The following is a 23,053-nucleotide window of genomic DNA, read 5'->3' as shown; positions in this document are numbered from 1 at the left end:
GATTTTGCGGCACGGCTCCGGACGAGCGCCACACCCGTCGCACCCGGCGGAAGCGACGCCGTTCAAACCGCAGGTTTCAGTCTTCGAGCAGCGACCGCAGCATCCATGCCGTCTGGTCGTGCACGGTGCAGCGCGCAGTCAGCATGTCGGCAGTCGGGTCGTCGCCGGCCTCTTCGGCCACCGGGATGAACTCGCGCGCGATACGGGACACCGTCTCGTGGCCTTTCATCAGGATGCGCACCATTTCCATCGCCTTCGGCGGTTCCTTGGGGACATCGGGCACCGTCGCGATATTGCTGAACTCGGCATAAGAGCCTGGGGCGTAGTGTCCCAGCGCGCGAATGCGCTCGGCGATCACGTCGGTCGAGCCCCACAGTTCGGTGTACTGCTCCATGAACATCGCATGCAGCGAGTTGAAGTGCGGCCCGGTCACGTTCCAGTGGAAGTTGTGGGTCGTGAGATAGAGCGTGTAGGTGTCCGCCAGCACACGGCTCAAACCTTCGGCGATCGCGGCCCGGTCTTCGCTGTCGATGCCGATGTTGATCATCGGCGCATTGCGGCCGCCGGACTCCTGGGCCACCACCGCACCACCCTTGTTGGGCACCTTGCCGGCGGAAGCAGCCGGCGCGTTGCCGAAAGCGGACTTGGACTTCTTGTCGACTTTGGCCATGGCAAAAGTTCTTTCTGGAGGTTGTTGAACTGAAGCAAACTTTAGAAGCCAAGGGCCTGCTTCGCAACAGTCCCACTCTATCGCAGCCATTGCGTCGCAGGCGGTTCAAAAAGCGCAGGTACGGCGCAACTTTCGAAACCGAGCGGGCAGCTATGAGAGTCGCTTCACGCCTGGCAGCTCGCACGCGTAAATCGCGTTTCGCAGCGCGGCGATGGCCTCGTAGCGCGTAAAGCTGCGGCGCCAGGCCAGCACCACGCGGCGCGTCGGGGGTTCGCCGCCCTGGATGTCGCGCACCGGCAGGTAGCGCACGATCTGCTCAGGCTCCCTGCCGCGCCCCTTCGCGGCCCTGGGCTTGAGTGCATCCGCCGGCACCGACAGGCGCGGCACCAGCGTTACGCCCATGCCAGCCGCTACCATGTGCTTGATCGTCTCCAGCGAGGAACCCTCGAAGCTCTTGCGGATGCCCTCGGCATCGCTCGAGAAACGCGCGAACTCAGGGCAGACCTCGAGCACATGGTCGCGAAAACAGTGGCCCGTGCCGAGCAGCAGCATGGTCTCCTTCTTGAGCTCGTCGGAGCTCACCGACTCGCGCTCTGCAAGCGGATGGTGGACCGGAACGGCTGCCATGAAAGGCTCGTCGTAGAGCTGCGCCACTGCAAGTCCGGTGTCCGGGAAAGGCTCGGCCATGATCGCGCAGTCGATCTCGCCCGCCCGCAGCATCTCCAGCAGCTTGACGGTGAAGTTCTCCTGCAGCACCAGCGGCATCTGCGGGGTGCGCGCGATGTTCTGGCGCACCAGGTCCGGCAGCAGGTAAGGGCCGATGGTGTAGATCACGCCGAGGTTGAGCGGTCCCGACAGCGGGTCCTTTCCCCGCTTGGCGATCTCCTTGATGCTAGCAGCCTGGTCGAGCACGCTCTGCGCCTGCTGCACGATCTGCTCCCCCAGTGGCGTGACCGTGACCTCGCCCGCGCTGCGCTCGAAGAGCTTGACCTCGAGCTCGTCCTCCAGCTTCTTGATCGCGACCGAAAGGGTGGGCTGCGAGACATAGCAGGCCTCGGCCGCCTTGCCGAAATGCCGCTCGCGTGCGACCGCAACGATGTATTTGAGTTCGGTGAGGGTCATAGCTTCCGTCAATTATGCGCAAGAGTTCCCGGAGCGCGCCGGGAACACCGCGCATTGGCTGCATTCAAGCTTTGAGGTACTCGGCCTTGCTGCCGAGCCAGCGGTCGACGTGCTTGTCTGCCAGCTCTGACTGCCGGTCCAGCATGCGCGGCGCAAGGGCGCGCGCCCAGTCGAGCAGCAGGACGTCGGTGCTGAGGTCCGCGAAGCGCAGCAGCGGGGCCCCCGACTGCCGCGCGCCGAGGAACTCGCCGGGACCGCGGATGTCGAGGTCGCGCCGCGCGATCTCGAAACCGTCGCTGGTCTCGGCCATGGCCTTGAGCCGCTGTCGCGCTGCCTCTCCGACCCGGCCGCCCTCGTTCGGCGCGTAGAGCAGCACACACGCCGAGGCGGCGGCGCCGCGGCCCACCCGGCCGCGTAGCTGGTGCAGTTGCGAAAGACCGAAACGCTCTGCATGCTCGATCACCATCAGCGAGGCATTGGGAACGTCGACGCCCACCTCGATCACCGTCGTGCTGACCAGCACCTGCAGCCGATTGGCGGTGAAGCTTTCCATCACCGCCTGCTTTTCAGCCGTCGGCATGCGCGAATGCAGGAGCCCGACGCCAACTTGATCCCCCAGCGCCGCAGCAAGCTCGTCGCGGGTCTCGGTCGCGTTGCGCAAGTCGACGGCCTCGCTTTCCTCGATGAGGGGGCAAACCCAGTAGACCTGCCGGCCCTGCTCGAGCTGCACGCGGATGCGATCGATGACCTCGTCTCGCCGGTGCTCGGCGACCAGCTTGGTGACGATGGGCGTGCGCCCCGGCGGAAGCTCATCGAGGGTGGAAACATCGAGGTCGGCGTAGTAGCTCATCGCCAGCGTGCGCGGGATCGGGGTGGCGCTCATCATCAGCAGATGAGGTTCCAGCTGCCCGCCAGCCTTGCCTCGCAGGGCCAGGCGCTGCGCTACGCCGAAGCGGTGCTGCTCGTCGATGATCGCGAGCGCCAGTCGGCGAAAACGTACCTTCTCCGAGATCACCGCGTGCGTGCCGATCACCAGGGCGGCCTCGCCGTTCTCGGCCGCTGCCGACATCGCGTCGCGCTCCTTCTTCTTCTGGCTGCCGGTGAGCCAGGCCACGCGCAGGCCGCGCGTAGCCAGCAGCGGATCGAGCCACCCGACCAGCTTGCCGAAATGCTGGGCGGCCAGGATCTCGGTGGGCGCCATGAGCGCGCACTGGTGGCCCGCATCGATGCAGCGCGCGGCGGCAAGCGCCGCAACGACGGTCTTGCCGGACCCCACGTCGCCTTGCAGCAGCCGGTGCATCGGCACCTCGCGCGCCAGGTCGCGGGCGATCTCCTCCACCACGCGCTGCTGGGCGCCGGTGAGGACGAAGGGCAATGCAGCCCGAAGCGTGTTGCTGAGCGATTGTTCTGAGGCCAGCGCCGCCAGAACGGGCGCCCGCTGCACCGCGCGGGCTCGACGCGCCTGCAGCTGCGACAGCTGCTGCGCCAGCAGCTCGTCGGCCTTCAGCCGCTGCCATGCCGGGTGGCTGTGATCCTCCAGCGTGGCCATCGCGACATCGGGCGCCGGGTAGTGCAGGAAATGGAGCGCACGCCGCAGGTCCCAGGCTCCATGCGGAACGTCTGCTGCAGGAATGGTCTCGTCGAGCACCGCGCGCGCCAGCCCGGAGCGCACCTCCCGGCGCAGCACGGGCTGCGGCAGTCCCGCAATCGTCGAGTACACCGGCGTCAGTGCCTCGGGCAATTCCGTGCCCGCCGCCTTCACGTTCGGATGCATCATCTGCCGCCCGGCAAAACCACCACGCACTTCGCCCCGCACGCGTATCCGCGAGCCCACCGCCAGCTGCTTCTGCTGAGAGGGATAGAAGTTGAAGAAGCGCAACTGGCAGGTATCGCTGCCATCGTCCACCGTCACGATCAGCTGGCGGCGCGGGCGAAAGACCACTTCGCTTTCAGTCACTACCGCCTCGATCTGCGCCATGTCGCCATCGCGCGTGTCCGCCAGGCGAACGACGCGGGTCTCGTCTTCGTAGCGCATCGGCAGATAGAGCGCGAAGTCGATGTCCCGCACCAGGCCCAGCTTGCGGAGTGCGCGCTGCACCGCGCTGAGGCCGGCGCCGGGCGCCGCGGGCTGTGCGGGCTTTTCAGGCGGCAAGGACTTGGCGGTGGCGGGCATGGGACAATTCTGCCCGCCTCTCCGGCTCCCTTTCCCCTCGCCTCCTTGGCACGGGCCTGTCCGGCCCTCAAGACTCATGCGCGCCTTCACGCTTTCCGATTTCGATTTCGATTTGCCGCCCGAACTGGTGGCCCAGCATCCCGCAGCCGAACGCAGCGCCTCGCGCCTGCTCGATGGCACAGGCGATCCTCCCACCGATCGCATCTTCAAGGATCTGCCCTCACTGCTGCGCGCGGGCGACCTGCTGGTCTTCAATGACACTCGCGTGGTCAAGGCCCGCCTCTACGGCGAAAAGCCCACCGGCGGCAAGCTCGAGTTGCTCGTGGAACGCGTGCTGAAGGACCATGAGGTGGTGGCCCACATGAAGGTCAGCAAGAAGCCACCGCTCGGCACCGTCCTGGCCATGAGGGGCGGCTTCCGGGCGACGCTGCTGGGCCGCTGGCCCGACGAGCAAGGCGCGCTGTTCCGCCTGCGCTTCGACAGCCCCACAGGCAAGGACCCCTATGCGCTGATGGCGCGCTGCGGTCACGTGCCCTTGCCACCCTATATCGAGCACGCCGATTCGCAGGAGGACGAGCGCCGCTACCAGACGGTGTTCGCTCGCGTGCCCGGCGCGGTGGCGGCACCCACGGCGGCGCTGCATTTCGACGAGGCGCTGCTGAACGAGCTCGAGGCAAGGGGTGTTCAACGCGCCAGCGTCACGCTGCATGTGGGCGCTGGCACCTTCCAGCCTGTCAAGACCGAGAACATCGCCGAGCACCAGATGCATTCCGAACGCTACGAGGTGCCCCAAGCGACGCAGCACGCGATCGCCGAGGCCAAGGCTCGCGGCGGCCGCATCGTCGCCGTGGGCACCACCACCGTGCGCACGCTCGAGTCGTGGGCCCAAAGCGGCCAAGCCAGCGGCGACACCCGCATCTTCATCACACCCGGCTTCGCCTTCGCCCACGTCGACCTGCTCGTCACCAACTTCCACCTCCCGAAGAGCACGCTCATGATGCTGGTGAGCGCCTTTGCCGGCCACGAACGCGTGATGGCGCTCTATGCCCATGCAATCCGCGCGCGCTACCGCTTCTTCAGCTACGGCGACGCGATGCTGCTGGCCCGGACGAACCGATCAACACACGAAGCATGCTGAATTTCGAACTTCTCGCCGTCGACCCCGCCAGCCACGCCCGCCGCGGCACCCTGACGCTGAACCACGGCGTGGTGCAGACGCCGATCTTCATGCCCGTGGGCACCTATGGCACCGTCAAGGGCGTGATGCCCCGCAGCCTCGACGAGATGGGCGCGCAGATCATCCTGGGCAACACCTTCCACCTCTGGATGCGACCCGGGCTGGACGTGATGGCCGGCTTCGGCGGCCTGCATCAGTTCGAGAAATGGAACAAGCCCATCCTGACCGACTCCGGCGGCTTCCAGGTCTGGTCGCTGGGGGCGATGCGCAAGATCAGCGAGGAAGGCGTGAAGTTCGCCTCTCCGGTCAACGGCGACAAGCTGTTCCTCACGCCCGAGGTCTCGATGCAGATCCAGACCATCCTCAACAGCGACATCGTCATGCAGTTCGACGAGTGCACACCCTACGACACCAACGGCCATATCACGACCGAGGACGAGGCGCGCTCGTCGATGGCGTTGAGCCTGCGCTGGGCACGGCGCTGCCAGGCCGAGTTCGCGCGGCTCGCCAACCCGAACGCGCTCTTCGGCATCGTGCAGGGCGGCATGTACGAGAACCTGCGCGAAGAGTCGCTGGCCCAGCTGGTGGAGCTCGACTTCCCGGGGTACGCAATCGGTGGCGTGAGCGTGGGCGAGCCCAAGGAGGAAATGCTGCGCATCATGGCGCACACACCACACCGGCTGCCCTCCCACAAGCCGCGCTACCTGATGGGCGTCGGCACGCCTGAGGACCTGGTGGAAGGCGTGGCCGAGGGCGTGGACATGTTCGACTGCGTGATGCCCACGCGCAATGCGCGCAATGGCACCCTCTTCACGCGCTTTGGCGATCTGAAGATGCGCAATGCGCGCCACAAGAGCGACCCGCAGCCCATCGACCCGAGCTGCACCTGCCATGCCTGCGCGGGCTCCGCCGGCGTGTCGTGGAACGAGGGGGGGCGCGACGGCTTCAGCCGCGCCTATCTGCATCACCTGGACCGCTGCGGCGAAATGCTCGGGCCCATGCTCACGACGATCCACAACCTGCACTACTACCTGAACCTGATGCGCGAGATCCGCGCGGCGCTCGATGCGGGCACCTATTCGCAGTTCCGCGCGCGCTTCAAGACCGACCGCGCACGCGGCATCTGAGCTACTCTGCGGCGCCTGCGGTCTCGAAGGCCAGAGGCGTGCTGTGGGCCTCGAACAGAAGGACGTCGATCGGCTCCTTTGCATTGGTCACCAGGCTCGCTGCAGAGAGCAAGGCGGCGGCCATCGATGCAAGGTAAAGGCCGGCAGCGGCGTGGCGGCGAAGGAGCTGGCTGAACATGGTTGCGCGTGAGGTATCGAAGGGCTCAAGCGTAGCCAGAAGCAGCACTCGCTGGAACACGACCTAAGCCATACGCCGCATGCAAGGCCCGCGCGCGCACTGGCGCGCGTGGGCCGCGGCGGAGAGAATTGCCGGGTCGGCTACATCGTGGCAGCCCTCCTCAATTTGCACGACACCTGACCATGACGGCAACGGACTCCACCTATTCGGCGCGCTATCCATCGATCGCCGGGCGCAGCGTCTTCATCTCCGGCGGCGCCACCGGGATCGGCGAAGCGCTGGTGCGGGCCTTCCATGCGCAGGGCGCGAATGTCGGCTTCTGCGATATCGATGTCGCGGCTGGCCAGGCACTCGCAGGCACGCTGCAGGGCAGCAACGCGGTGCTCTTTCAAGCGTGCGACGTCACCGATGTCGCCGCGCTGCAGGCTGCCATTGCCGCAACCCGTGCGCGCTTCGGCCCCATACGCGTGCTGCTCAACAACGCCGCCAACGACCGCCGCCACGACATGGCCGATGTCACGAGCGAGGAGTTCGATGCGCTGGTGGCGGTCAACTTCAAGCACCAGTTCTTCGCCGCACAGGCCGTGGCCGAGGACATGCGTGCATCGGGGGGCGGCTCGATCATCAACTTCGGCTCGGTCAGCTGGATGATCAAGGGCGCCGGCTATCCGGTCTACCAGGCCTGCAAGGCGGCTGCGCAAGGCCTGACGCGTTCGCTTGCACGCGACCTCGGCAAGGCCAACATCCGCGTCAACACCATCGTGCCCGGCTGGGTGATGACCGAGCGCCAGCTGAAGCTGTGGGTCAAGCCCGAGTCGGAGGCCCAGATCGACGCCGCGCAGTGCCTGCCCGGCCGCGTGATGGCTCAGGACATCGCCAGCATGGCGCTCTTCCTCGCGGCAGACGATTCGCGGATGTGCAGCGCCCAGGACTACGTGGTGGATGCCGGCTGGACCTGAAGCGGGGGCGCGTTGCCAGCCACGGGCGCTGTCGCGACCGTCCCGCAGGCGTGGCAGAAGCGGGAGAACGCGCTCTTGCGGGCCTTGCACACGCGGCAATGGTCGAACAGGCCGATACCGCAGTGCGGGCAGAAGTCGATCTCGGTGCTCTTGAGATCCACCGGCCGCTCGCAGCCGGGGCAGACACTTTTGGCCAGCCGCGCCAGCGCGGTGTCGTAGCTCAGCTCGTTGCGCCGCACCATGTCGGGCTGCGCCTCGGCCAGTTTCTGGCGTACCAGGTAGCGGTTGAGCGCAATGATGGCGTAGCGCCCCACCAGCACGGTGAGCACGATGCCCACCGCGTAGCGCACATAGCCACCGTAACTCGGCAGGTAAGGGACGAGCTCGACGAAAAAGGCGAACAGCGCGAAGAAGATGAAGCCCCAGACGAAAGGCCACCAGGTGCTCTTGCGTTTCTTCGCGAACAGCCAGCCAGCGATGACCAGCAGCGGCAGGGTGAGCGTCAGCCGGTAGGCGAACACGCGCAATTCGACGCGCCGGTTCTCCGCCTCGAGCGCGCTGCGCGCCATCTCCTCAAGGCCCGCAAGCTTCTCCTGCGCGGCCTGGCGTGCCTGGCGGGCGTCGAGCGCAATCTGGCGCTGCGTCCCGACGGCACGCTGCGCTTCATCTTCCTTGGCCTTCAGCGCGTCGAGCGCCTTGGTGCGAGCGATCAGCTCGCTGTCCTGGTCTGGCTGCGCGGTCACGCGCCGCGTGGCCAGCCAGTTGCCGAAGGTCTCTCGCGCTGCCCGGCTGGCCTGCTGTGCGGCGACCAGCGCGAGCTCGGCCTGCTCCCGCTCGCGCGTGGACTCCTGCTCGGTACGCTGGCCGGCCTGGATGGTCCGGCGCAGCGGCTCGGCCGCGGGTCGGTCGATGAAGTCATCGAGCGTCAACGTGCGCTCGACCCGCGGCAGGTCGCCCACGACGGTACTGCCCAGCCCGACCAGGAAGCTTGCGAACACCAGCGCCACCACCCACAGGCCGCGGCGGAACCACTTTTCAGACAGGCGCAGGGATTTGCTGCTCATTGCACTCCTCGTTATTGACGCTGCAGCATTAGAGCCTGAGCGTCACCGGCGCTGCACCGAGGCCCGCGCGCGGCAGCCAGGCGAAGACCGAGTCGACCGTGACGGTCTCGATGCGGTCGGAGAAGCGCTTGTCGTTGGGATGGTCGTCGAAGGCCACATTGGCAGCGCTGACGCGGCCCCCGAGGCGCGTCAACGGCCCCAGCTTGAGCGTGGTGGGCTCGTAGCCCTTGAACTTCAGCCACGCCTGCGCCTGCCCGCGGGTACGGATCGTCGCTGGCTCCATCGCCGCCGCGAGCGTCTCGATGGCCCACTGGTTCGACTGCTGGTATTTGTCGCCCCAGGCGTAGCTCACGATGCTGTAGGGCACCGTGTGCAGCCGCGTGATGCGCGAGGGCGACTCGTCCAGCGCCGCCCGCAGCTGCGCCTGTACGGCGGGTGTCGGCACCACCCATGCGGCTTCGTGGCGCCACAAGTCGTCGAGGAAGAACTCGCCAAGTCCCTGACGGTAGACCGCCGCGGTCGCGGTGTTGCACTGATTGAGCTTGTGCACCACGCGCCAGGCTCCCGCCTCGGTCTTGTAGGCCAGGCCCATGTGGGAGTAGTGCAGCCCGTACTTGCCCAGGTCCTGACCCGCCCGCGCCAGCAGTACCACCTGCGCGCCGCTGGCATCGAGTTGCTGTGCGGTGCGCTGCGCGAGCTCCATGCCCTTGGTGATCGAAGCCGCGCTCAACCCGTGGGTCTCGCAGGACCGCCCCGCGTGCGCGTTGAGCGGGAACAGGAAAAGGCCCGCCAGCACCACCGCCACCGCGGCCGCGAGCAGGTGCATCACAGCGCGCAGCCCGCGCCGCGTGCGCGACACCCGGCTGCGGTACTCGGACTCGTAGCTGCCGAAGTGGGTGATGCGCTTCACGACAGCCTCTCGTTGTAGAGCAGCGCGCGGCCGATGGCGTTGGGCACGAAGGCCAGCACCTCGCCGGCCGCCGACAGCACGACGCCGGTGCCGATCACGCTGACCATTACCACGGTACCGGCCACGACTGCGCTGCCATGAATGGCGCGACCGAGCACCTTGACGCTGGTGCGGGCTCCGTCGGAAGCACGCTCCAGCAGATAGACGGTGCCGTCCGCCGACGCCTCGACCGCCACCACCGTGAGCGCTGCCCCGGCGACCGACAGCGCCGCCGGCACGGCCACCACCGCACTGGCGGCGCTGCCGGCCAGCGATGCGGTCCCGATCACCGAAGCGATCGGGAGCATCGACAGCGCGGCCGAGGCCTCGCTCTGCGCATGAGCCTGGAGCGGGGCGGCGACGCCGGCCAGCGCGGCACAGGCAGCGATCAACACCGCAACAAAGGACTTCTTCATGATGTGTTCTCCGGACAAGAGGGAGGCAAGGTTCCGAACGCTCATTCGCCGCGATCCGCTTCGGCGCGGGCCTCGCGGCGGCCCTGCAGGCGCGCTTCGGCGATGTCGGCTTCATGGCGGTCGCGCAGGGTCTTGGCCAGGGTGAAGGCACTGCTGATCAGGAAGAGCCAGCTCACGCCGAGAAAGGCCTTGTAGGTTTCGCTGATCTCCATGCGCAGCAGGCCCCAGCCAGTCAGGCCCATGGCGGTGAAGAAGCCGCCCCAGACCACCAGCTTCCACATCGGCGTGTCGCCAGCGCCGGGTATGGTGCCGCGCTGGTTGTCGCGCACGAATTTGGCAAGCACGAAGGCAGCCGACAGGCAGAACACATAGCCCATCACCATGAATGCCCGGTCCAGCGCCTGCCCCGGCAGCCAGCCGAGGCCGGTCGCGCACAGGAACACGGCGAGCCCGAAGGAGATCCAGACCTGGACTTGCCAGGCGCGGGTGTCGCGCGGGAGGGAGACGATGGAGCTAGAGGGTTGCATGAATGCCTCGCGGCGTAGTGAAGGTGCGCGGATGATGGTTCGCGCGTTCACCGCGGGGCGCAAATTCATGCACCAGTGGCAGATCTGGCCGCCGCCGGTATCTTTAATCGGTACCGATGCGCTGCTGCCGGCGCCGCAGCAGGTCGTCGCGCGTGAAGGGCCGCTCGGTCCCCGCCAGCCGCACCGCGATCACCCCGAGCGCATCGTGCGTGGGCGCAGGCGTGCCGGGGCGCAGGAACAGCAGCGGCGACACCATGCTCATCAGCAGCAGGACCCAATGCAGCCGCGGCGGCCGGTGATGCTGACGCCAGAGGAAGAAGGCGCTGACAGCCGCGCCGAGCAGGAACCCCGCCGCAACCTCCGACTTGGAATGGGCGTAGATCGCCAGCCTGGACAGCCCGATCAGCGCGGCAAAGGCCCAGCCGAGCGCAGCAGCGGCCGCGCGCACGCGCGGCTGCCAATGCGCGGTGACCAGCCAGAAGGCGACGGGCCAGATGCTGGCCGAGAGCATGGTGTGCCCGCTGATCCCCGTGAAATTGAGCACCGCACTGCCGATGCCCCAGCCCATGAAGGCGATTTTCGAGGCTGCCACCAATGCGCCGGCAGAGCCGAAGAGCGCAAGCCAGCGCCAGGCAATCGGGCGCGTGGTGGTCCGCACCCCCAGCCACACGGCGATCCAGCACGCGACCGGCAGCAGGAAGCCGCTGTCACCGAACCAGGTGATCGAATACCAGAAGTCGTCGGGCAATGAGAGCATCAGGCCGGCTGGCTCCCCAGCAGGCCACTGACGCGCCGCTGCAACGAGTCGGGCTGCACCTCGGCGCGCGACATCGCGTTGCCGACCTGGAGCCCGACCCGGCTGAAGAAGCCGCGCCGGAAGGGACGCACCATCGCCACGCGCTCGCCGTCCCGAACCTCGATACGGCTGAAGTAGGAGCCCCACAGGTTGGTCAGCGCCATCGGGACGACCGGCGCATCGACGCCTTCGGCGCGGGCATCTTCAAGGATCTTCATCACGCCGCCCTTGAAGGTCTGCAGCGTGCCATCGCGCGTGATCGCTCCCTCGGGGAAGATGGCCAGCAGGTCGCCCTCGCGCAGCACCTGGACCGCGCTGGCGAAGGCGGCATCGTAGGCGGCCGGATTCTCCTTTTGCGGCGCGATCGGAATGGCTTTCGCCAGGCGGAACAGCCAACCGAGCACCGGGACGCGGAAGATCCGATGGTCCATGATGAAGCGGATCGGCCGCGGGCTCGCGGCCATCAGCAGCACCGCGTCGATGAAGCTCACATGGTTGCAGACCAGCACGGCCGGGCCTTCGGCAGGAATGTGCTCCTCGCCTTTCACCTCGAAGCGGTACACCAGGTGCGTCAGCACCCAGGCGACGAAGCGCAGCAGGTACTCCGGCACCAGCAGGAAGATGTAGAACGCCACCACGGCATTGGCGATGCCGGTGAAGAGGAAGATCTGCGGGATGGTGAAGCCAGCCTTGAGCAGCGCCCCGGCGATCACGGCGCTGGCGATCATGAAGAGCGCGTTGAGGATGTTGTTGGCCGCAATGATGCGTGCACGGTGCGTCGCCTGGCTGCGCAGCTGGATCAGCGCGTACATCGGCACGCTGTAGAGGCCGGCAAAAAGCGAAAGCAGGCCCAGGTCGGCCATCACCCGCCAGTGGGGCGTCTGGGCCACGAAGCTTTGCAAGCCCATCTCGGCGGCGGGCGGCAAGCCGCGTGCGGCGAAGTAGAGGTCGATGGCGAACGCGCTCATGCCGATCGCGCCCAGCGGCACCAGGCCGATCTCCACCTGGCGGCGGCTCAGCGTCTCGCACAGCAGCGAGCCGATGCCGATGCCCACCGAGAACACGACCAGCAGCAGCGAGGCGACCTGCTCGTTGCCGTGCAGCACCTCCTTGGCGAAGCTCGGGAACTGGCTCAGGAAGACGGCGCCGAAGAACCACATCCACGAGATGCCCAGCAGCGAACGAAACACCACCACGTTGCCGTGCGCGAGCCGCAGGTTGCGCCAGGTCTCGCCGACCGGGTTCCAGTTGATCGCCAGGCCCGGATCGGTCGCGGGCGCAGGCGGAATGGCCTGTGCCACGCCACGCCCCACCAGCGCCAGCAACAGGCAGGCCACCGCCACGGTGGTATGCCCGATGCCGGGCAATGCGACCAGCAGGCCGCCGGCCACCTGCCCGAGCAGGATCGCGACGAAAGTGCCCATCTCGACCATGCCGTTGCCGCCGGTGAGCTCGCGCGGATCGAGCACCTGCGGCAGGTAGGCGAACTTCACCGGTCCGAAGAGCGTGGAATGAAGGCCCATCAGGAACACGCAGGCCAGCAGCAGCACCGCATCGGCACGCATGAAGCCCCACGCGGCCAGCACCATGATCGCGATCTCGAGGTTCTTGACGAAGCGGATCATCTTCGTCTTGTCGTATTTGTCGGTGAGCTGCCCCGCCGTCGCCGAGAACAGCAGGAATGGCAGGATGAACAGCGCACTGATCACCAGCCCCGCCAGCGCCGGCGGCATCCAGCCGAGCTGCAGCTGGTAGGTCACCATCACGGTAAAGGCGAACTTGAACAGGTTGTCGTTCGCTGCCCCCGCGAACTGGGTCCAGAAGAAGGGCGCGAAGCGCCGCTGGCCGAGCAGCGAGAACTGGTTGGCGTGCGGGGCCGGCGCCGTCGCGCCGACAAGTGGGGAGGTATCGGTGGATGTCGTCATTCGAAATCTCCCTGGCGGGCTCCTCAGGCCGTCACGGCGGCCGCGCCCGAATTGTGCCGCAGCGTCTCGCGTCCCATGGCCTGCAGCGCGTGCAGCACCGGCAACGCCGCCAGCGCCGCCGTGAAATGCTTGAGGCTATGGCCGGCCAGAAGGTGATGGGTTGCCTCGTAGATGGGAGCGTCCGCGAGTTCGAACAGCTTGGCCAGCGCATAGAAAAAGATCACCCACCCCAGCCGCAGGCCGATGGCGCCCTGCGCCGGCCTGACCAGTGCCAGCGCGAGCACCAGCAACATGCCGCCGAACTGCACGAGGGCCCAGGGAAGCACGTTGTCGTTCGTGTGGCAGACCGCGACAGCCAGCAGCCCGGCGGCAAGCACGAACCAGGCGGCGGGCCAGCCGGCACGCGCGCTGACCCGCTCGCAGACGGCACAACCGATCAACCCGGCGAAGGCGACCGTCATCCCGGCACGGTCGGCCGCGAGGCGCACCGCGTCGGGCTGCAGGTGGTAGAAGGCCGAGCCGGCGGCCGTAAGGACCAGGCCGGCAAAGAACATCCAGGCGCAGTCGAGCAGGTTGACAGGCGGCTGCGCCGCAGGGTGCAGCGGCGCCGCGTCCTGCACGTGCTCGTGCGTCCGGTCGTGCCATTGCAGCCAGCGCAGCCCCCAGACGCCGAGCGCCGCGAAAGGCAGGTTGCTCAGCACGTCCATGGCGTGCGGCAGTCCGGCCCAGCCGCGCTCGTCCGCAAAGGGACCGCCACCGACGCCCGGCGCGAGCAGCGCGGGCGCGAACAGGCCAGTCAGCAGGAGCAAGCCGAAGAAGAGCAGGAGAGCACGTTCGGGACGGGACAGAAGAGACAACTGCGACATGGCGGCTCCTGGAGGTGGATATCGGTGCCGCGGAATGTAGGTTGCCAGGGGCTCCGGCAGCATCGAGAATCGATACGGAACACTCTTCCACGCCCTTTGGTATCGAAACGCTATACCAGCCCCATGAGCACCACTGTCGATCTCATCCAGGCTCTCAAGAACGAGCTCAAGACCGCCCGCATGACCTATGCGGATCTCGCCAAGTCGCTGGACATGGCCGAATCGAGCGTCAAGCGCATGCTGGCCAAGGGCGACATGCCGTTGACGCGGGTCGACGCGATCTGCCGCGCCCTGAAGATCGATTTCGCCGAACTGGCGCGGCGCGTGGCCGACGCACAGCCGCTGCTCAAGGAGCTGACGCTGGAGCAGGAGAAGGCCGTGGTCAGGGACAAGAAGCTGTTGCTCATGGCCATCTGTGTCCTGAGCCAGTGGACGCTGGAGCAGATCGTGGCCGCCTACCGCCTGAGCGATGCCGAATGCATCGGTTATCTGGCGCAGCTGGACCGCATCGGCATCATCGAGCTCAGGCCGCTCAACCGCTACCGGCTCAAGCTGGCCAAGACCTTCCGCTGGCGCCCGCACGGGCCCGTGATGGACTTCTTCCGCGAAAACGTGGTGCTGGACTACTACCGCGGCGGTTTCGACGGGCCGGCCGAGGGCCTGCTGCTGGTGCACGGATCGATCAGCAGGTCGCTGGCACCTGCCTTCCTCGATCGCCTGCAGCGGGTGGCGCAGGATTTCGCGCAGCAGCACCAGACCGACCAGAAGCTCTCCCCCAAGGAACGCGAGGGCTATACGCTGCTGCTGGGCATGCGCAACTGGGAATTCGAGCTGTTCACCCGACTGCGCCGCTCGTGACACCCCTTGCGGCGACTAAGCTGATTTCACCGTTTCACCGTCGGCGGAAAGCCCCGACTGCGCCCGAGCTTCAGTCCCGCATCAGCGTCTGCATCAGCGTGCGCAGCACCGCGAGCGTCGGCGCCTCGGTGCGCCGGCGCAAGGTGACGAGGCCGAAGCGAGCCACGCCTTGGAGCGATGGAGTCATCTTCAGCTCGACCAGGTCGGGCGCAGCCGCTCGGATGGCCAGCAGCACGGCATCGCTGCGACGCACCACCTCCACCAGGCTGGCCACCTCCTCGCATTGCAGCGTCACGCAATGCGCCGGGTGCGCTTCAGGGCCGTAGGCCTCGACCAAGGTGCGTGCCACCTCGTCGCTCAGCGGCGTGGAGGCGATCGGATAGCGCTGCACCGCCTCGAAGGGCACGCCGGTGCGCAGCCGCGTGAGCGGATGGCCGCGACGGCACATGAAGGTGCCGCGCATGCTGCGTACCAGCCCAAGCTCAAGATCGGGCGCGGGCTTCAGGGACAACGCATCGACCACCAGCGCATCGAGGCTGCGCGCCCGCAGCGACTGCACGAGCAGGTCGGTGCCGCCGCGCGCCACCGCCACGCGCATCCTCGGGTGGTGCTCGGCCATGTACATCAGGTAAGGGGTCATCAGCATCGCGCCCGGACCCGAGCCCATGCCGACGCGCACGGTGCCGCCCTCCCCCTCGCGCAACCGGCGGCCGCTGTCGCGCAGCTCGTCGGCCTCGAAAACCAGATGCCGCGAGCGCTCCAGGACTTCGCGGCCGAAGGCGGTGAGTTCATTGCGCCGACCGATGCGATCGAACAGCGGCATGCCCAGCTCGTCCTCCAGGGCGCGGATGCTGCGGCTCAGGGCCGGCTGCGTCAGGTGCAGGGCCTGTGCGGACTTGCTGAACGAGCCCGTGTGCGCCAGAGAAATGAGGTGCCTGAGTTGAACCAGCGTCATGAAGAAGCCTGCAAGTTGGATGCAAGAAACTCATGCTAATGCAGCCAACAATGCATTGGACGTTCAAGGTGCCCAATCCTAGGATTCGTTCGCCTCGGCAATCGCGCCGGCGTTCAAACGGAGTTCCGATGACATCGTCCTTTCAGCGTTCGCGCCTCCTCGCCTGCACCCTGTTGCTGGCTGCCGGTACGGCCCTGGCCCAGAGCTACCCGGCCAAGCCCGTCAACCTGATGGTTCCCTATCCGGCCGGCGGACCTTCGGACGCCACGGCGCGCATCTTCACGACACCTCTGGCGAAGGAGCTTGGCCAGCAGGTGCTGGTCGAGAACCTGGGTGGCGTCAGCGGGGCGATGGCGGCACAGAAGGTGCTGGCGGCCCCGGCCGATGGCTACTACATCTTCCAGGGCTCGCCCAACGAGGTGATCCTCTCGCCGCTCGCCAATGCGGCCGTCAAGCTCAAGGCCGAGGATTTCCGCCTGGTGCATCCGGTGGCCGACGCCGTGATGGTCTTCGTTGCCCGCAAGGATCTGCCGGCCGACAGCGTGGACGAGCTGATCGCGCTGGCGCGCAAGTCGTCCGACAAGCCGCTCTCCTACGGGAGCGTCGGCGTCGGCTCGCTCTACCACCTGATCCTGGAGAAGGTGCAACAGGACACGGGCATCAAGCTGATGCATGCGCCGTACAAGGGCAACGCGCCGCTGCTGCAGGACCTCGGCGGCGGGCAGGTGGACTTCGCCGTGCTGGTGTACAGCGCGGCAATGGGAGCGCTGGCCGAGCAGGGCCGGCTCAAGGTGATCGGCCAGCTCGGCGCGCAGCGCTCCGAGCTGCTCAAGAACGTGCCCACGGCGGGCGAAGGCAAGGAGCTGAAGAACTTTGCCTACAAGACCTGGAGCGGCTTCATGGTGCCGAAGAACACGCCGGAAGAGGTGGTGCAAAAGCTGCACAAGGCCATCGGTGCGACCCTGAAGGAGCCGGGCGTTCGCACGCAGCTCGCGGCCCAGACGCAGGTCGCATCGCCGCCGATGTCGCTGGCCGAGTCGGCGAAGTTCTTCGAAGCCGAGACCGCGCGCTACCGGGACATCGCCAAGTCCATCCACCTGCAGCCGCAGTAAGCCGAGCCCATGAGCACGCTTCTCGAAGACCTGCACGCCCAGGCCGATGCCTTCATCGACCTTCGCCGCGACATCCACCGCCACCCCGAGCTGGGCTTCGACGAGCACCGCACCTCGGCGCTGGTCGCCGAGCGGCTCGAGGCCTGGGGGTACGAGGTCGAGCGCGGTCTCGGCGGCACCGGCGTGGTGGGGCGGCTGGTGCGCGGCGATGGCGAACGCCGCCTGGGCCTGCGCGCCGACATGGACGCCCTGCCCATCGACGAAGCCACCGGCCTGCCCTATGCCAGCAGCCACGCCGGCGTGATGCATGCCTGCGGCCACGATGGCCACACCGCGATCCTGCTGGCCGCCGCGCACCACCTTGCCGAACGCGGGCGCTTTTCCGGCACGCTGACCCTGATCTTCCAGCCCGCCGAAGAAGGCGGCGGCGGGGCGCTGCGGATGATGGAGCAGGGCCTGTTCGACAAGTACCCTTGCGACGCCATCTTCGCGATGCACAACATGCCGGGCCTGGAGCAGGGCCGGCTGGCATTGCGCGAAGGGCCGGCCATGGCTTCTTCCGACTACGCCACGGTCACGCTTGCGGGCATCGGCGGGCACGGCGCGATGCCGCATCGCACGGCGGATCCCATCGTGGCGGCCGCGAGCATCGTGATGGCGCTTCAGACGGTGGTCTCACGCAACATCGATCCGCTGCAGATGGCCGTGGTGACCGTCGGTGCCGTGCATGCCGGCAAGGCCAACAACGTAATTCCCCAGAATGCCACGCTGGAGCTCAGCGTGCGCGCGCTCGACCGCGACGTGCGAAGCCGGCTGGAGGAACGCATCAAGGCCCTGATCGCAGCGCAGGCCGAAAGCTTCGGCGTCAAGGCGCAGATCGACTGGCGCCCGGGGTACGCGGTGCTGGTCAACACGCCGCAGGAGACTGCGTTCGCGCGCGAGGTGGCGCTGGAGCTGCTGGGGCCGGAACGCGTCACGCTGCAGGCGCCGGCGCTACCGGGCAGCGAGGATTTCGCCTTCATGCTGGAGCGAGTACCCGGCAGCTACCTCCTGATCGGCAACGGCGACGGTGACAGTCACGGCGCCTGCATGGTGCACAACCCCGGCTACGACTTCAACGACGGCAACGTCGCGATCGGCGCGGCCTACTGGGTGCTCCTGGCCGAGCGCTTCCTGCGCTAGTCGCTCGCGGCGAACACCGTCAGCACGCCCGTGTAGCCATACAGGTGGTGGCGCGCGATTTCTCCGGCAGCGAAGAAACCGACCAGCGGCACATCGCCCAGCGCATGGCGCACGATCTGCAGCTCGGCGCCGGGCGCGCCGAAATGCGGGCCGCCCCGCCCTGCGCAGCTCACGTACACCGCGCCCGCGATGCGGCGCGCCGGATGCGGAGCGGCCTCCGCCTCGCCGGCCGCGACCGCGCGCGCGGTGGCGAGGGTCTGCTCCTGCGGCTCGAGTTCCTCGCGGACCTCCGCGCAGATGCGCATCAGGTCGGCGCGGGCGGCCTGTGCGCTGCGCCGCACGAAACTCATGCGCATGCCCGCTTCTGCGACATCGGCGATGGCGATCCCGCGGCGCGTGGGATCGAGGCCGATGATGTGCCGCACCAGCACGTCGGCGCCCAGGTCGCCGGTGCGGCGGATGCCGTCGCTGCCGGCGTCGACCAGCCCCGCCAGCGTGGCGCGCACCGCTTCGATCGCGTCCTGCGGCGCCTCCAGGGAGACGCCGAGTTCGGCCAGCAGCACGTCGAGCGCCGGCTCGCCGTCGAGGCTGAGCAGCAGGTTGCCTTCGGCCGCGGTGATCTCCCGTTCGCGCGAGATCGGCTGGCAGCCCTGGGTGACACGTGAGACCAGGCGGACTCCCTCACCGAAGGCCACGCCCGAGAGGCCGCCCGAGAACACACCACTCGCTGCCCCGTGGCCGCGGATGTTGCCGTTGCCGCCGATGGCGAACTGCAGGGCGCCGCTGCGGCCCGAGGACAGGCCCCCGAAGAGGTAGCCGGTGTCGGTGCGACCCGCCATTTCGGCCACGAGCTCCGGCAGGTCCGGCGTGCCGGGATCGGCGTGCACCAGGGCCGTGTGCGCCGCGAAGCCGCTCATCTCGGAGCCGGCCAGCGGCGCCACCCCCGAGAACACGCGGTACTGGTCACTCGGAAGCATGCACAGCATGACCGACAACGCAGGCTCGTCGAAGTACTCGGCGTTGTTGGCCGCCACACCGATCCCGACCGTGCCGGACCAGTCGGTGATCTCCGGCAGCTCGGCGCCCAGGTGATCGAGGATCTCCTGCGCCTCGGCCGCATAGTGGTCCGTGATGTAGAGCAGGCCCAGCGTGGGCGTGCGCGCATAGTCCGGCAGCGCCATCTGGGCGCGCAGTTGCGCAAGCACGAGCCCAACGGCCATGCGCCATTGAGGATGGGTGGCGTGGCCCGTGGGAAACAGCTTCATGGCCTCGGACTCCCAGAGAAAGATTGCAAATCAGCGCGCGCGCGTTCGCTTGCGCGCCGGCGTTTTCTTGGCCGCGGCCGGTGTCTTCTTCGCGGCGGCGCCCGTCTTGCGCGCCGCGGGCCGCGCGGCCGCGCCCATCGCCTCGCCCACCGCGTCGGCGATCGGCTGGGCCACGGCGGGCATCTTCAATTGCGACGCATCCTGCAGGGCGGTGCTCGCGATCTGCTGGAACTGCTGCGTGAGCGCGCCCCACCACTGAAGTGGGTCGACCACGCCTGCGCCGGCATCCGCGGCGGCGGGCTTGGTGGAGGCCGCCGCCTTGGCGCCGCGCCTCGCGGCTGGCGCTTCGGCCGGCTCCTCCGGCTCGGCGGTATCCGGTTCGGACTCGGACTCGGACTCGGACTCCGCCTCGGGCGCCTGGGCCTGCGGTGCGGGCGCCGCCGGAGCCGGCCGCGGCTCGGCCGTCCGGGTGAAGGCGTTGGCCAGATCCTCCATGCGCAGGTTCATGCCGCGCAGGGTCGACAGCGTCATCTTCTGCACTTCCAGCGCCTGGATGGTGGCCTTGAGCGCGTGACCGTTCTGCTCCAGCCAGTACTGGACGGTCTTGAGTTCCTGGATGCGCTTGTCGACTTCCTCCACGCTCAGTGTCGGCGCGACCCAGCTCGACAGGCTGGGCATGCCAGGCACCGCGCTGGCGCCGCCCGACGCCCCTTTCGCAAGGTTCTGAAGGAAGTCGAAACCCGGAACGAACTGGCTGAAGGCGAAGGGCTTGGCGTCGCTCATGGGGAGGGTCTCCTGTGGAGGGTCTTGTGTCCGGCCAGCTTACTCCATGCGCATGAGCCTGGAAGCGCTCAGTGCTTGTGCGCGCCGCCAGCGGGCGCAGCGGGACCGGCAAGGACCGGAACCTTGAGCTCCAGCGAGCTCTTCTGCCCCTTCGCATCCTCGAAGCGCAGCGTCAGCGGCACCGTGCTGTTCTTGGCCAGCGGCTGCTTCAGGTCCATGAGCATCAGGTGGTAGCCACCGGGCTTGAGCTCGATCGTCTGCCGCGCCGGCAGCTCGAGCCCGTGCTCGAGGCCGCGCATGCGCATGGTGTCGCCTTCCATCTTCATCTCGTGGACTTCGGCCACGCCCGCCACCGGCGTGGAAGCGCCGACCAGGCGCGCGCCCGCGGCTGCGTTGAGTTTCATGAAGGCGCCGGTACCGCTCTGGCCGGGCACCGAGGCACGGATCCAGGCATCGCTGACCTCGACCACCGGCGCCTGCGCCAGGGCAGTGCCGGCGACTGCCAGCAGGAGAAGAGAGGCGGCGATGCGGCGCGGAAGCCGGGGAAGAAATCGAGTGTTCATGGCAGGGGTCCTTGGAGAAGTCTGAATCAAAGGTCGAAGCGAAGCTCGGCGCTGTAGGTGCGCTGCGGGTAAGGATGAAAGTTCCAGTAGTGCTCGTTGTTGGCGTTGTCGACGCCGAAGGCCGCCGACCAGCGCTTGTCGATCTGGTAGCGCACGCGCAGGTCGACGGTGAAGTAGCGGCTGGCGCCGAAGTAGGCATTGGCATTCACATCGGTGTTGTCCAGGTTCGAATACTGGCGGCCGCTGTAGCGCGCCGCCACGGTGAAGGCCCAGCGCGCATCGGGCTTGTAGCTGGCATAAACCGTGGAACGCCAGCGGGGTACGCGAGGCTGCCACTTGCCGACACTCGCCGGGAACGCTGCGTTGGCCACGATCGTCGAATGTGCATAGGTCAGGCTGGCTCCCAGGTCGAGGCCGCGCACCCCGACGTCCTGGGCGGAGTAGGCCAGCTCCAGGCCGGTGGTGCGCACCTTGTCGACGTTCTGCACGCGAGAGACCGTGGAATTCGCGATCAGCTGGCTGTAGAGCGCGTCCCTGGTGGTCTCGTGGAACAGCGTGGCGCGGGCCAGGCCGCTGCCCAGGTCCTTCTCGGCGGAAAGCTCGCCGGTCCACGATTTTTCGGGCTTCAGGTTCGGGTCGTTGATGAAGGACAGTGCCCCGCCCGAGGTTGCGCCATACAGCTCGCCGACCGTCGGGTAGCGCACCGCGCGGCCCACCGAGGCCTTCAGCACCGTGTCCTTCGCCAGCTGCCAGGCGAGCGCGGCCTTTGGCGACAGATCCGATTCGCTGCGCGCGGCATAGGCCTGTGCACCGGTGCCCATGGCGGTGAAGCCGTCCTTCGCCTGCCAATGCTCGTAGCGCAGGCCCACCACGGCCTTCCAGCGCGGCGCGAAGCCCCAGCTGTCCTGCACCCACGCGCTCTGCGTCGTGGTGCGGCCGCCGACATTGCTGACCGTGGACCCGGGCAGCACCGGTCCGTCCAGCCAGTTGCCCAGCACGTTGTTCTTTGCGATGGCGAGCTTGTACGCGTCGCGTCCGATACCGAAGTCGACGACGTGCGCGCCGCCCACGCCCTGAGGCCGCCAGGACCCCTTGGCCGCCAGCGTGTTCCAGCCGGTGCCATCCTGGTCCTGCAGCGTGCCGGCGCCTCCGATGGCCGCCAGGGGCAGCGCGACGGTGGGGGCGCGCTGTCGATCCTTCGCATAGTCGTACAGGCTGGCTGCCACTTCCCAGTCCCATTCGCCGCGTGTGTTGCTCTTGACCGAGAGCCCATGCATGTAGTGCGTCTGGGTGTCGTTGGTCAGGGGAAAGGCAGTGGGTGCCAGCGTGTAGCCGCGCCCGGCAATGCTGATGGACCCGTTGAAGACGGGCTGGCCGGCCGCGTTGGCCAGATAGCTGTCGGGCCGCCCGTCCGCGCTGTTCTGCCACCAGCCCAGCGTGTAGGTGGCGCGAACCGTGGGCGAGAAGTCGTAGGCCAGCTTCAGCTTCGCATGATCCTGCACGGTGCGGTAAGCCGTGCCGGTGCCCAGGATGTACCAGGGCGTGTTGGTGGTGTTCAGCCCCACGACCGCGCCGGCCACCGGCGTGCCCGCGAGTCCCGGCACGCCCGATGCCACGGTCGCGGTGGCGAAGGTCAACGGCTGGCCACGGCTGTCGGTGCGGTTGATGTCGATCCACCAGGACCAGTCGCCGCTCCTGCTGCCCAGCGAGGCGCTGGTCTGCCAGCCATCGAAGGTCCGGTGCGTGTTGTAGAGGTCGAAGGGCTGCGAAAAGTAGCCGGCCTTCACATGCGCCTCGAGCCGGGTCGGCATGCGCGTCACGTAGTCGACCACGGCGCCGGCCGAGTTGCCGGGGTAGGCCGCGGAGAACGGCCCGTACATCACGTCGACCCGCTCGATCTCCTCGGGCGTGACCAGGCCCCAGCGCGGCGCGTAATTGGTGCCGTTGGCAATGCCGTTGCCCAGGTAGTTCGACAGCAGGATGCCGTCGGCATAGACCGCCGAACGCGCGCTGTTGCCGGTGCCGGATGCGCGGGTCGACAGGATGGCATGGTTGTAGTCGCCAATGTAGCGCTTGCGCACCAGCAGGCTGGGCAGGTACTTGAGCGCGTCCTCGCTGTCGGTGGCGTTGATGCGGGTCTCGATCTCCTCGCGCGTCATGCCTTCGATGGTCGTGGGAATCTGCGTGGGCAGGGAGGTCGGCTGGCCGCCGGTGACGGTCACCACGCCAAGCGACTTCACGCGCTCGGGGGCCTGTTCCTCGCTAGAAGTCCCAGGGGTTTGGGCGAAGGCCGGCCCGGGCAGCCACGGGAAAGCTGCGCCCAGGGCGAGGGACAGCACTGTTTTCTTCTTCATGGAAAGCGCTCCTCGGCGCCTTGGAGGCGCCG

The 23,053-nt window shown here is 67.7% G+C and carries 22 protein-coding genes; 6 read left to right on the top strand and 16 right to left on the bottom strand.

Annotation, left to right across the window (positions count from 1 at the left end; genetic code table 11):
* Positions 1–76: 76 nt before the first annotated feature.
* The 3 genes from E5CHR_RS02995 to recG all read right to left on the bottom strand — a co-directional run bounded on the left by E5CHR_RS02995 (position 77) and on the right by recG (position 3,965).
* Positions 77–670 carry a Dps family protein gene (locus E5CHR_RS02995; RefSeq protein WP_162578312.1) on the bottom strand — a complete coding sequence of 198 codons (594 nt, stop codon included), beginning with the start codon at positions 668–670 and terminating at the stop codon, positions 77–79.
* 150 nt (positions 671–820) lie between these two features.
* The gene (locus E5CHR_RS02990; protein ID WP_162578311.1) at positions 821–1,792 is read right to left on the bottom strand and encodes a LysR substrate-binding domain-containing protein; all 972 of its coding nucleotides are present in this window, start codon (positions 1,790–1,792) and stop codon (positions 821–823) included.
* 64 nt (positions 1,793–1,856) lie between these two features.
* Complete coding sequence (recG, locus tag E5CHR_RS02985; RefSeq protein WP_162578310.1) at positions 1,857–3,965, bottom strand: ATP-dependent DNA helicase RecG; 2,109 nt, start codon at positions 3,963–3,965, stop codon at positions 1,857–1,859.
* 76 nt (positions 3,966–4,041) lie between these two features.
* Between recG and queA the strand changes: the two genes are divergently transcribed.
* Together queA and tgt are read left to right on the top strand one after the other, a co-directional pair.
* Complete coding sequence (queA, locus tag E5CHR_RS02980; protein WP_162578309.1) at positions 4,042–5,103, top strand: tRNA preQ1(34) S-adenosylmethionine ribosyltransferase-isomerase QueA; 1,062 nt, start codon at positions 4,042–4,044, stop codon at positions 5,101–5,103.
* On the top strand, positions 5,097–6,269 hold the full coding sequence (tgt, locus tag E5CHR_RS02975) for a tRNA guanosine(34) transglycosylase Tgt (protein WP_162578308.1): 1,173 nt from the start codon (positions 5,097–5,099) through the stop codon (positions 6,267–6,269). The genes queA and tgt overlap by 7 nt, the downstream gene beginning before the upstream one ends.
* A 1-nt stretch (position 6,270) precedes the next feature.
* On the opposite strand, the gene E5CHR_RS02970 is transcribed toward tgt, so the two are convergent.
* A complete protein-coding gene (locus E5CHR_RS02970; protein ID WP_162578307.1) occupies positions 6,271–6,447 on the bottom strand; it encodes a hypothetical protein in 177 nt (58 codons plus the stop codon).
* Between the two features lie 182 nt (positions 6,448–6,629).
* On the opposite strand from E5CHR_RS02970, the gene E5CHR_RS02965 reads away from it, so the two are divergent.
* Positions 6,630–7,406, top strand: coding sequence for an SDR family NAD(P)-dependent oxidoreductase (locus E5CHR_RS02965; protein ID WP_162578306.1), 777 nt, complete (start codon positions 6,630–6,632; stop codon positions 7,404–7,406).
* Here the strand turns inward: E5CHR_RS02965 and E5CHR_RS02960 are convergent.
* The 7 genes from E5CHR_RS02960 to E5CHR_RS02930 form a co-directional block, all read right to left on the bottom strand.
* Positions 7,379–8,470, bottom strand: coding sequence for a zinc ribbon domain-containing protein (locus E5CHR_RS02960; RefSeq protein ID WP_162578305.1), 1,092 nt, complete (start codon positions 8,468–8,470; stop codon positions 7,379–7,381). The two genes, E5CHR_RS02965 and E5CHR_RS02960, sit on opposite strands and share 28 nt — an antisense overlap.
* 28 nt (positions 8,471–8,498) lie before the next feature.
* Positions 8,499–9,296 carry a DUF2145 domain-containing protein gene (locus E5CHR_RS02955; RefSeq protein ID WP_162583536.1) on the bottom strand — a complete coding sequence of 266 codons (798 nt, stop codon included), beginning with the start codon at positions 9,294–9,296 and terminating at the stop codon, positions 8,499–8,501.
* Between the two features lie 80 nt (positions 9,297–9,376).
* Positions 9,377–9,835, bottom strand: a complete 459-nt coding sequence (locus E5CHR_RS02950; RefSeq protein ID WP_162578304.1) for a hypothetical protein — start codon at positions 9,833–9,835, stop codon at positions 9,377–9,379.
* A 41-nt stretch (positions 9,836–9,876) separates the two neighbouring features.
* Positions 9,877–10,362, bottom strand: coding sequence for a YiaA/YiaB family inner membrane protein (locus E5CHR_RS02945; protein WP_162578303.1), 486 nt, complete (start codon positions 10,360–10,362; stop codon positions 9,877–9,879).
* A 103-nt stretch (positions 10,363–10,465) separates the two neighbouring features.
* On the bottom strand, positions 10,466–11,119 hold the full coding sequence (locus E5CHR_RS02940; RefSeq protein WP_162578302.1) for a phosphatase PAP2 family protein: 654 nt from the start codon (positions 11,117–11,119) through the stop codon (positions 10,466–10,468).
* A complete protein-coding gene (locus E5CHR_RS02935) occupies positions 11,119–13,083 on the bottom strand; it encodes an MFS transporter (RefSeq protein WP_162578301.1) in 1,965 nt (654 codons plus the stop codon). Before E5CHR_RS02935 ends, E5CHR_RS02940 begins: the two co-directional genes overlap by 1 nt.
* A gap of 23 nt (positions 13,084–13,106) precedes the next feature.
* Positions 13,107–13,949 carry a hypothetical protein gene (locus E5CHR_RS02930; RefSeq protein WP_162578300.1) on the bottom strand — a complete coding sequence of 281 codons (843 nt, stop codon included), beginning with the start codon at positions 13,947–13,949 and terminating at the stop codon, positions 13,107–13,109.
* Between the two features lie 123 nt (positions 13,950–14,072).
* Between E5CHR_RS02930 and E5CHR_RS02925 the strand changes: the two genes are divergently transcribed.
* Positions 14,073–14,807 carry a helix-turn-helix domain-containing protein gene (locus E5CHR_RS02925; protein ID WP_162578299.1) on the top strand — a complete coding sequence of 245 codons (735 nt, stop codon included), beginning with the start codon at positions 14,073–14,075 and terminating at the stop codon, positions 14,805–14,807.
* A gap of 70 nt (positions 14,808–14,877) precedes the next feature.
* Here the strand turns inward: E5CHR_RS02925 and E5CHR_RS02920 are convergent, their stop codons facing one another.
* Positions 14,878–15,762 (bottom strand): LysR family transcriptional regulator, encoded by an 885-nt coding sequence (locus tag E5CHR_RS02920; protein ID WP_162578298.1) that lies wholly within the window; start codon positions 15,760–15,762, stop codon positions 14,878–14,880.
* A gap of 128 nt (positions 15,763–15,890) precedes the next feature.
* On the opposite strand from E5CHR_RS02920, the gene E5CHR_RS02915 reads away from it, so the two are divergent.
* Together E5CHR_RS02915 and E5CHR_RS02910 are read left to right on the top strand one after the other, a co-directional pair.
* On the top strand, positions 15,891–16,874 hold the full coding sequence (locus tag E5CHR_RS02915; protein WP_162578297.1) for a tripartite tricarboxylate transporter substrate binding protein: 984 nt from the start codon (positions 15,891–15,893) through the stop codon (positions 16,872–16,874).
* A 9-nt stretch (positions 16,875–16,883) separates the two neighbouring features.
* The gene (locus E5CHR_RS02910) at positions 16,884–18,056 is read left to right on the top strand and encodes a M20 aminoacylase family protein (protein WP_162578296.1); all 1,173 of its coding nucleotides are present in this window, start codon (positions 16,884–16,886) and stop codon (positions 18,054–18,056) included.
* On the opposite strand, the gene E5CHR_RS02905 is transcribed toward E5CHR_RS02910, so the two are convergent.
* From E5CHR_RS02905 to E5CHR_RS02890, 4 genes are all read right to left on the bottom strand, one after another.
* Positions 18,053–19,321, bottom strand: coding sequence for an FIST signal transduction protein (locus E5CHR_RS02905; protein WP_162578295.1), 1,269 nt, complete (start codon positions 19,319–19,321; stop codon positions 18,053–18,055). The genes E5CHR_RS02910 and E5CHR_RS02905 overlap by 4 nt on opposite strands.
* Positions 19,322–19,351: 30 nt before the next feature.
* The gene (locus tag E5CHR_RS02900) at positions 19,352–20,104 is read right to left on the bottom strand and encodes a PhaM family polyhydroxyalkanoate granule multifunctional regulatory protein (protein WP_162578294.1); all 753 of its coding nucleotides are present in this window, start codon (positions 20,102–20,104) and stop codon (positions 19,352–19,354) included.
* Between the two features lie 68 nt (positions 20,105–20,172).
* Positions 20,173–20,667: a copper chaperone PCu(A)C gene (locus E5CHR_RS02895; RefSeq protein WP_162578293.1), complete on the bottom strand. Its 495-nt coding sequence runs from the start codon at positions 20,665–20,667 to the stop codon at positions 20,173–20,175.
* Between the two features lie 26 nt (positions 20,668–20,693).
* Positions 20,694–23,021, bottom strand: coding sequence for a TonB-dependent receptor (locus tag E5CHR_RS02890; protein WP_162578292.1), 2,328 nt, complete (start codon positions 23,019–23,021; stop codon positions 20,694–20,696).
* Between the last annotated feature and the right edge of the window lie 32 nt (positions 23,022–23,053).

Origin of the sequence: Variovorax sp. PBS-H4 (genome assembly GCF_901827205.1) — a bacterium.
Lineage (GTDB): Bacteria > Pseudomonadota > Gammaproteobacteria > Burkholderiales > Burkholderiaceae_C > Variovorax.
The sequence above is the reverse complement of the archived record's forward strand: the minus strand, read 5'-3'. Positions and strand labels throughout refer to the sequence as shown.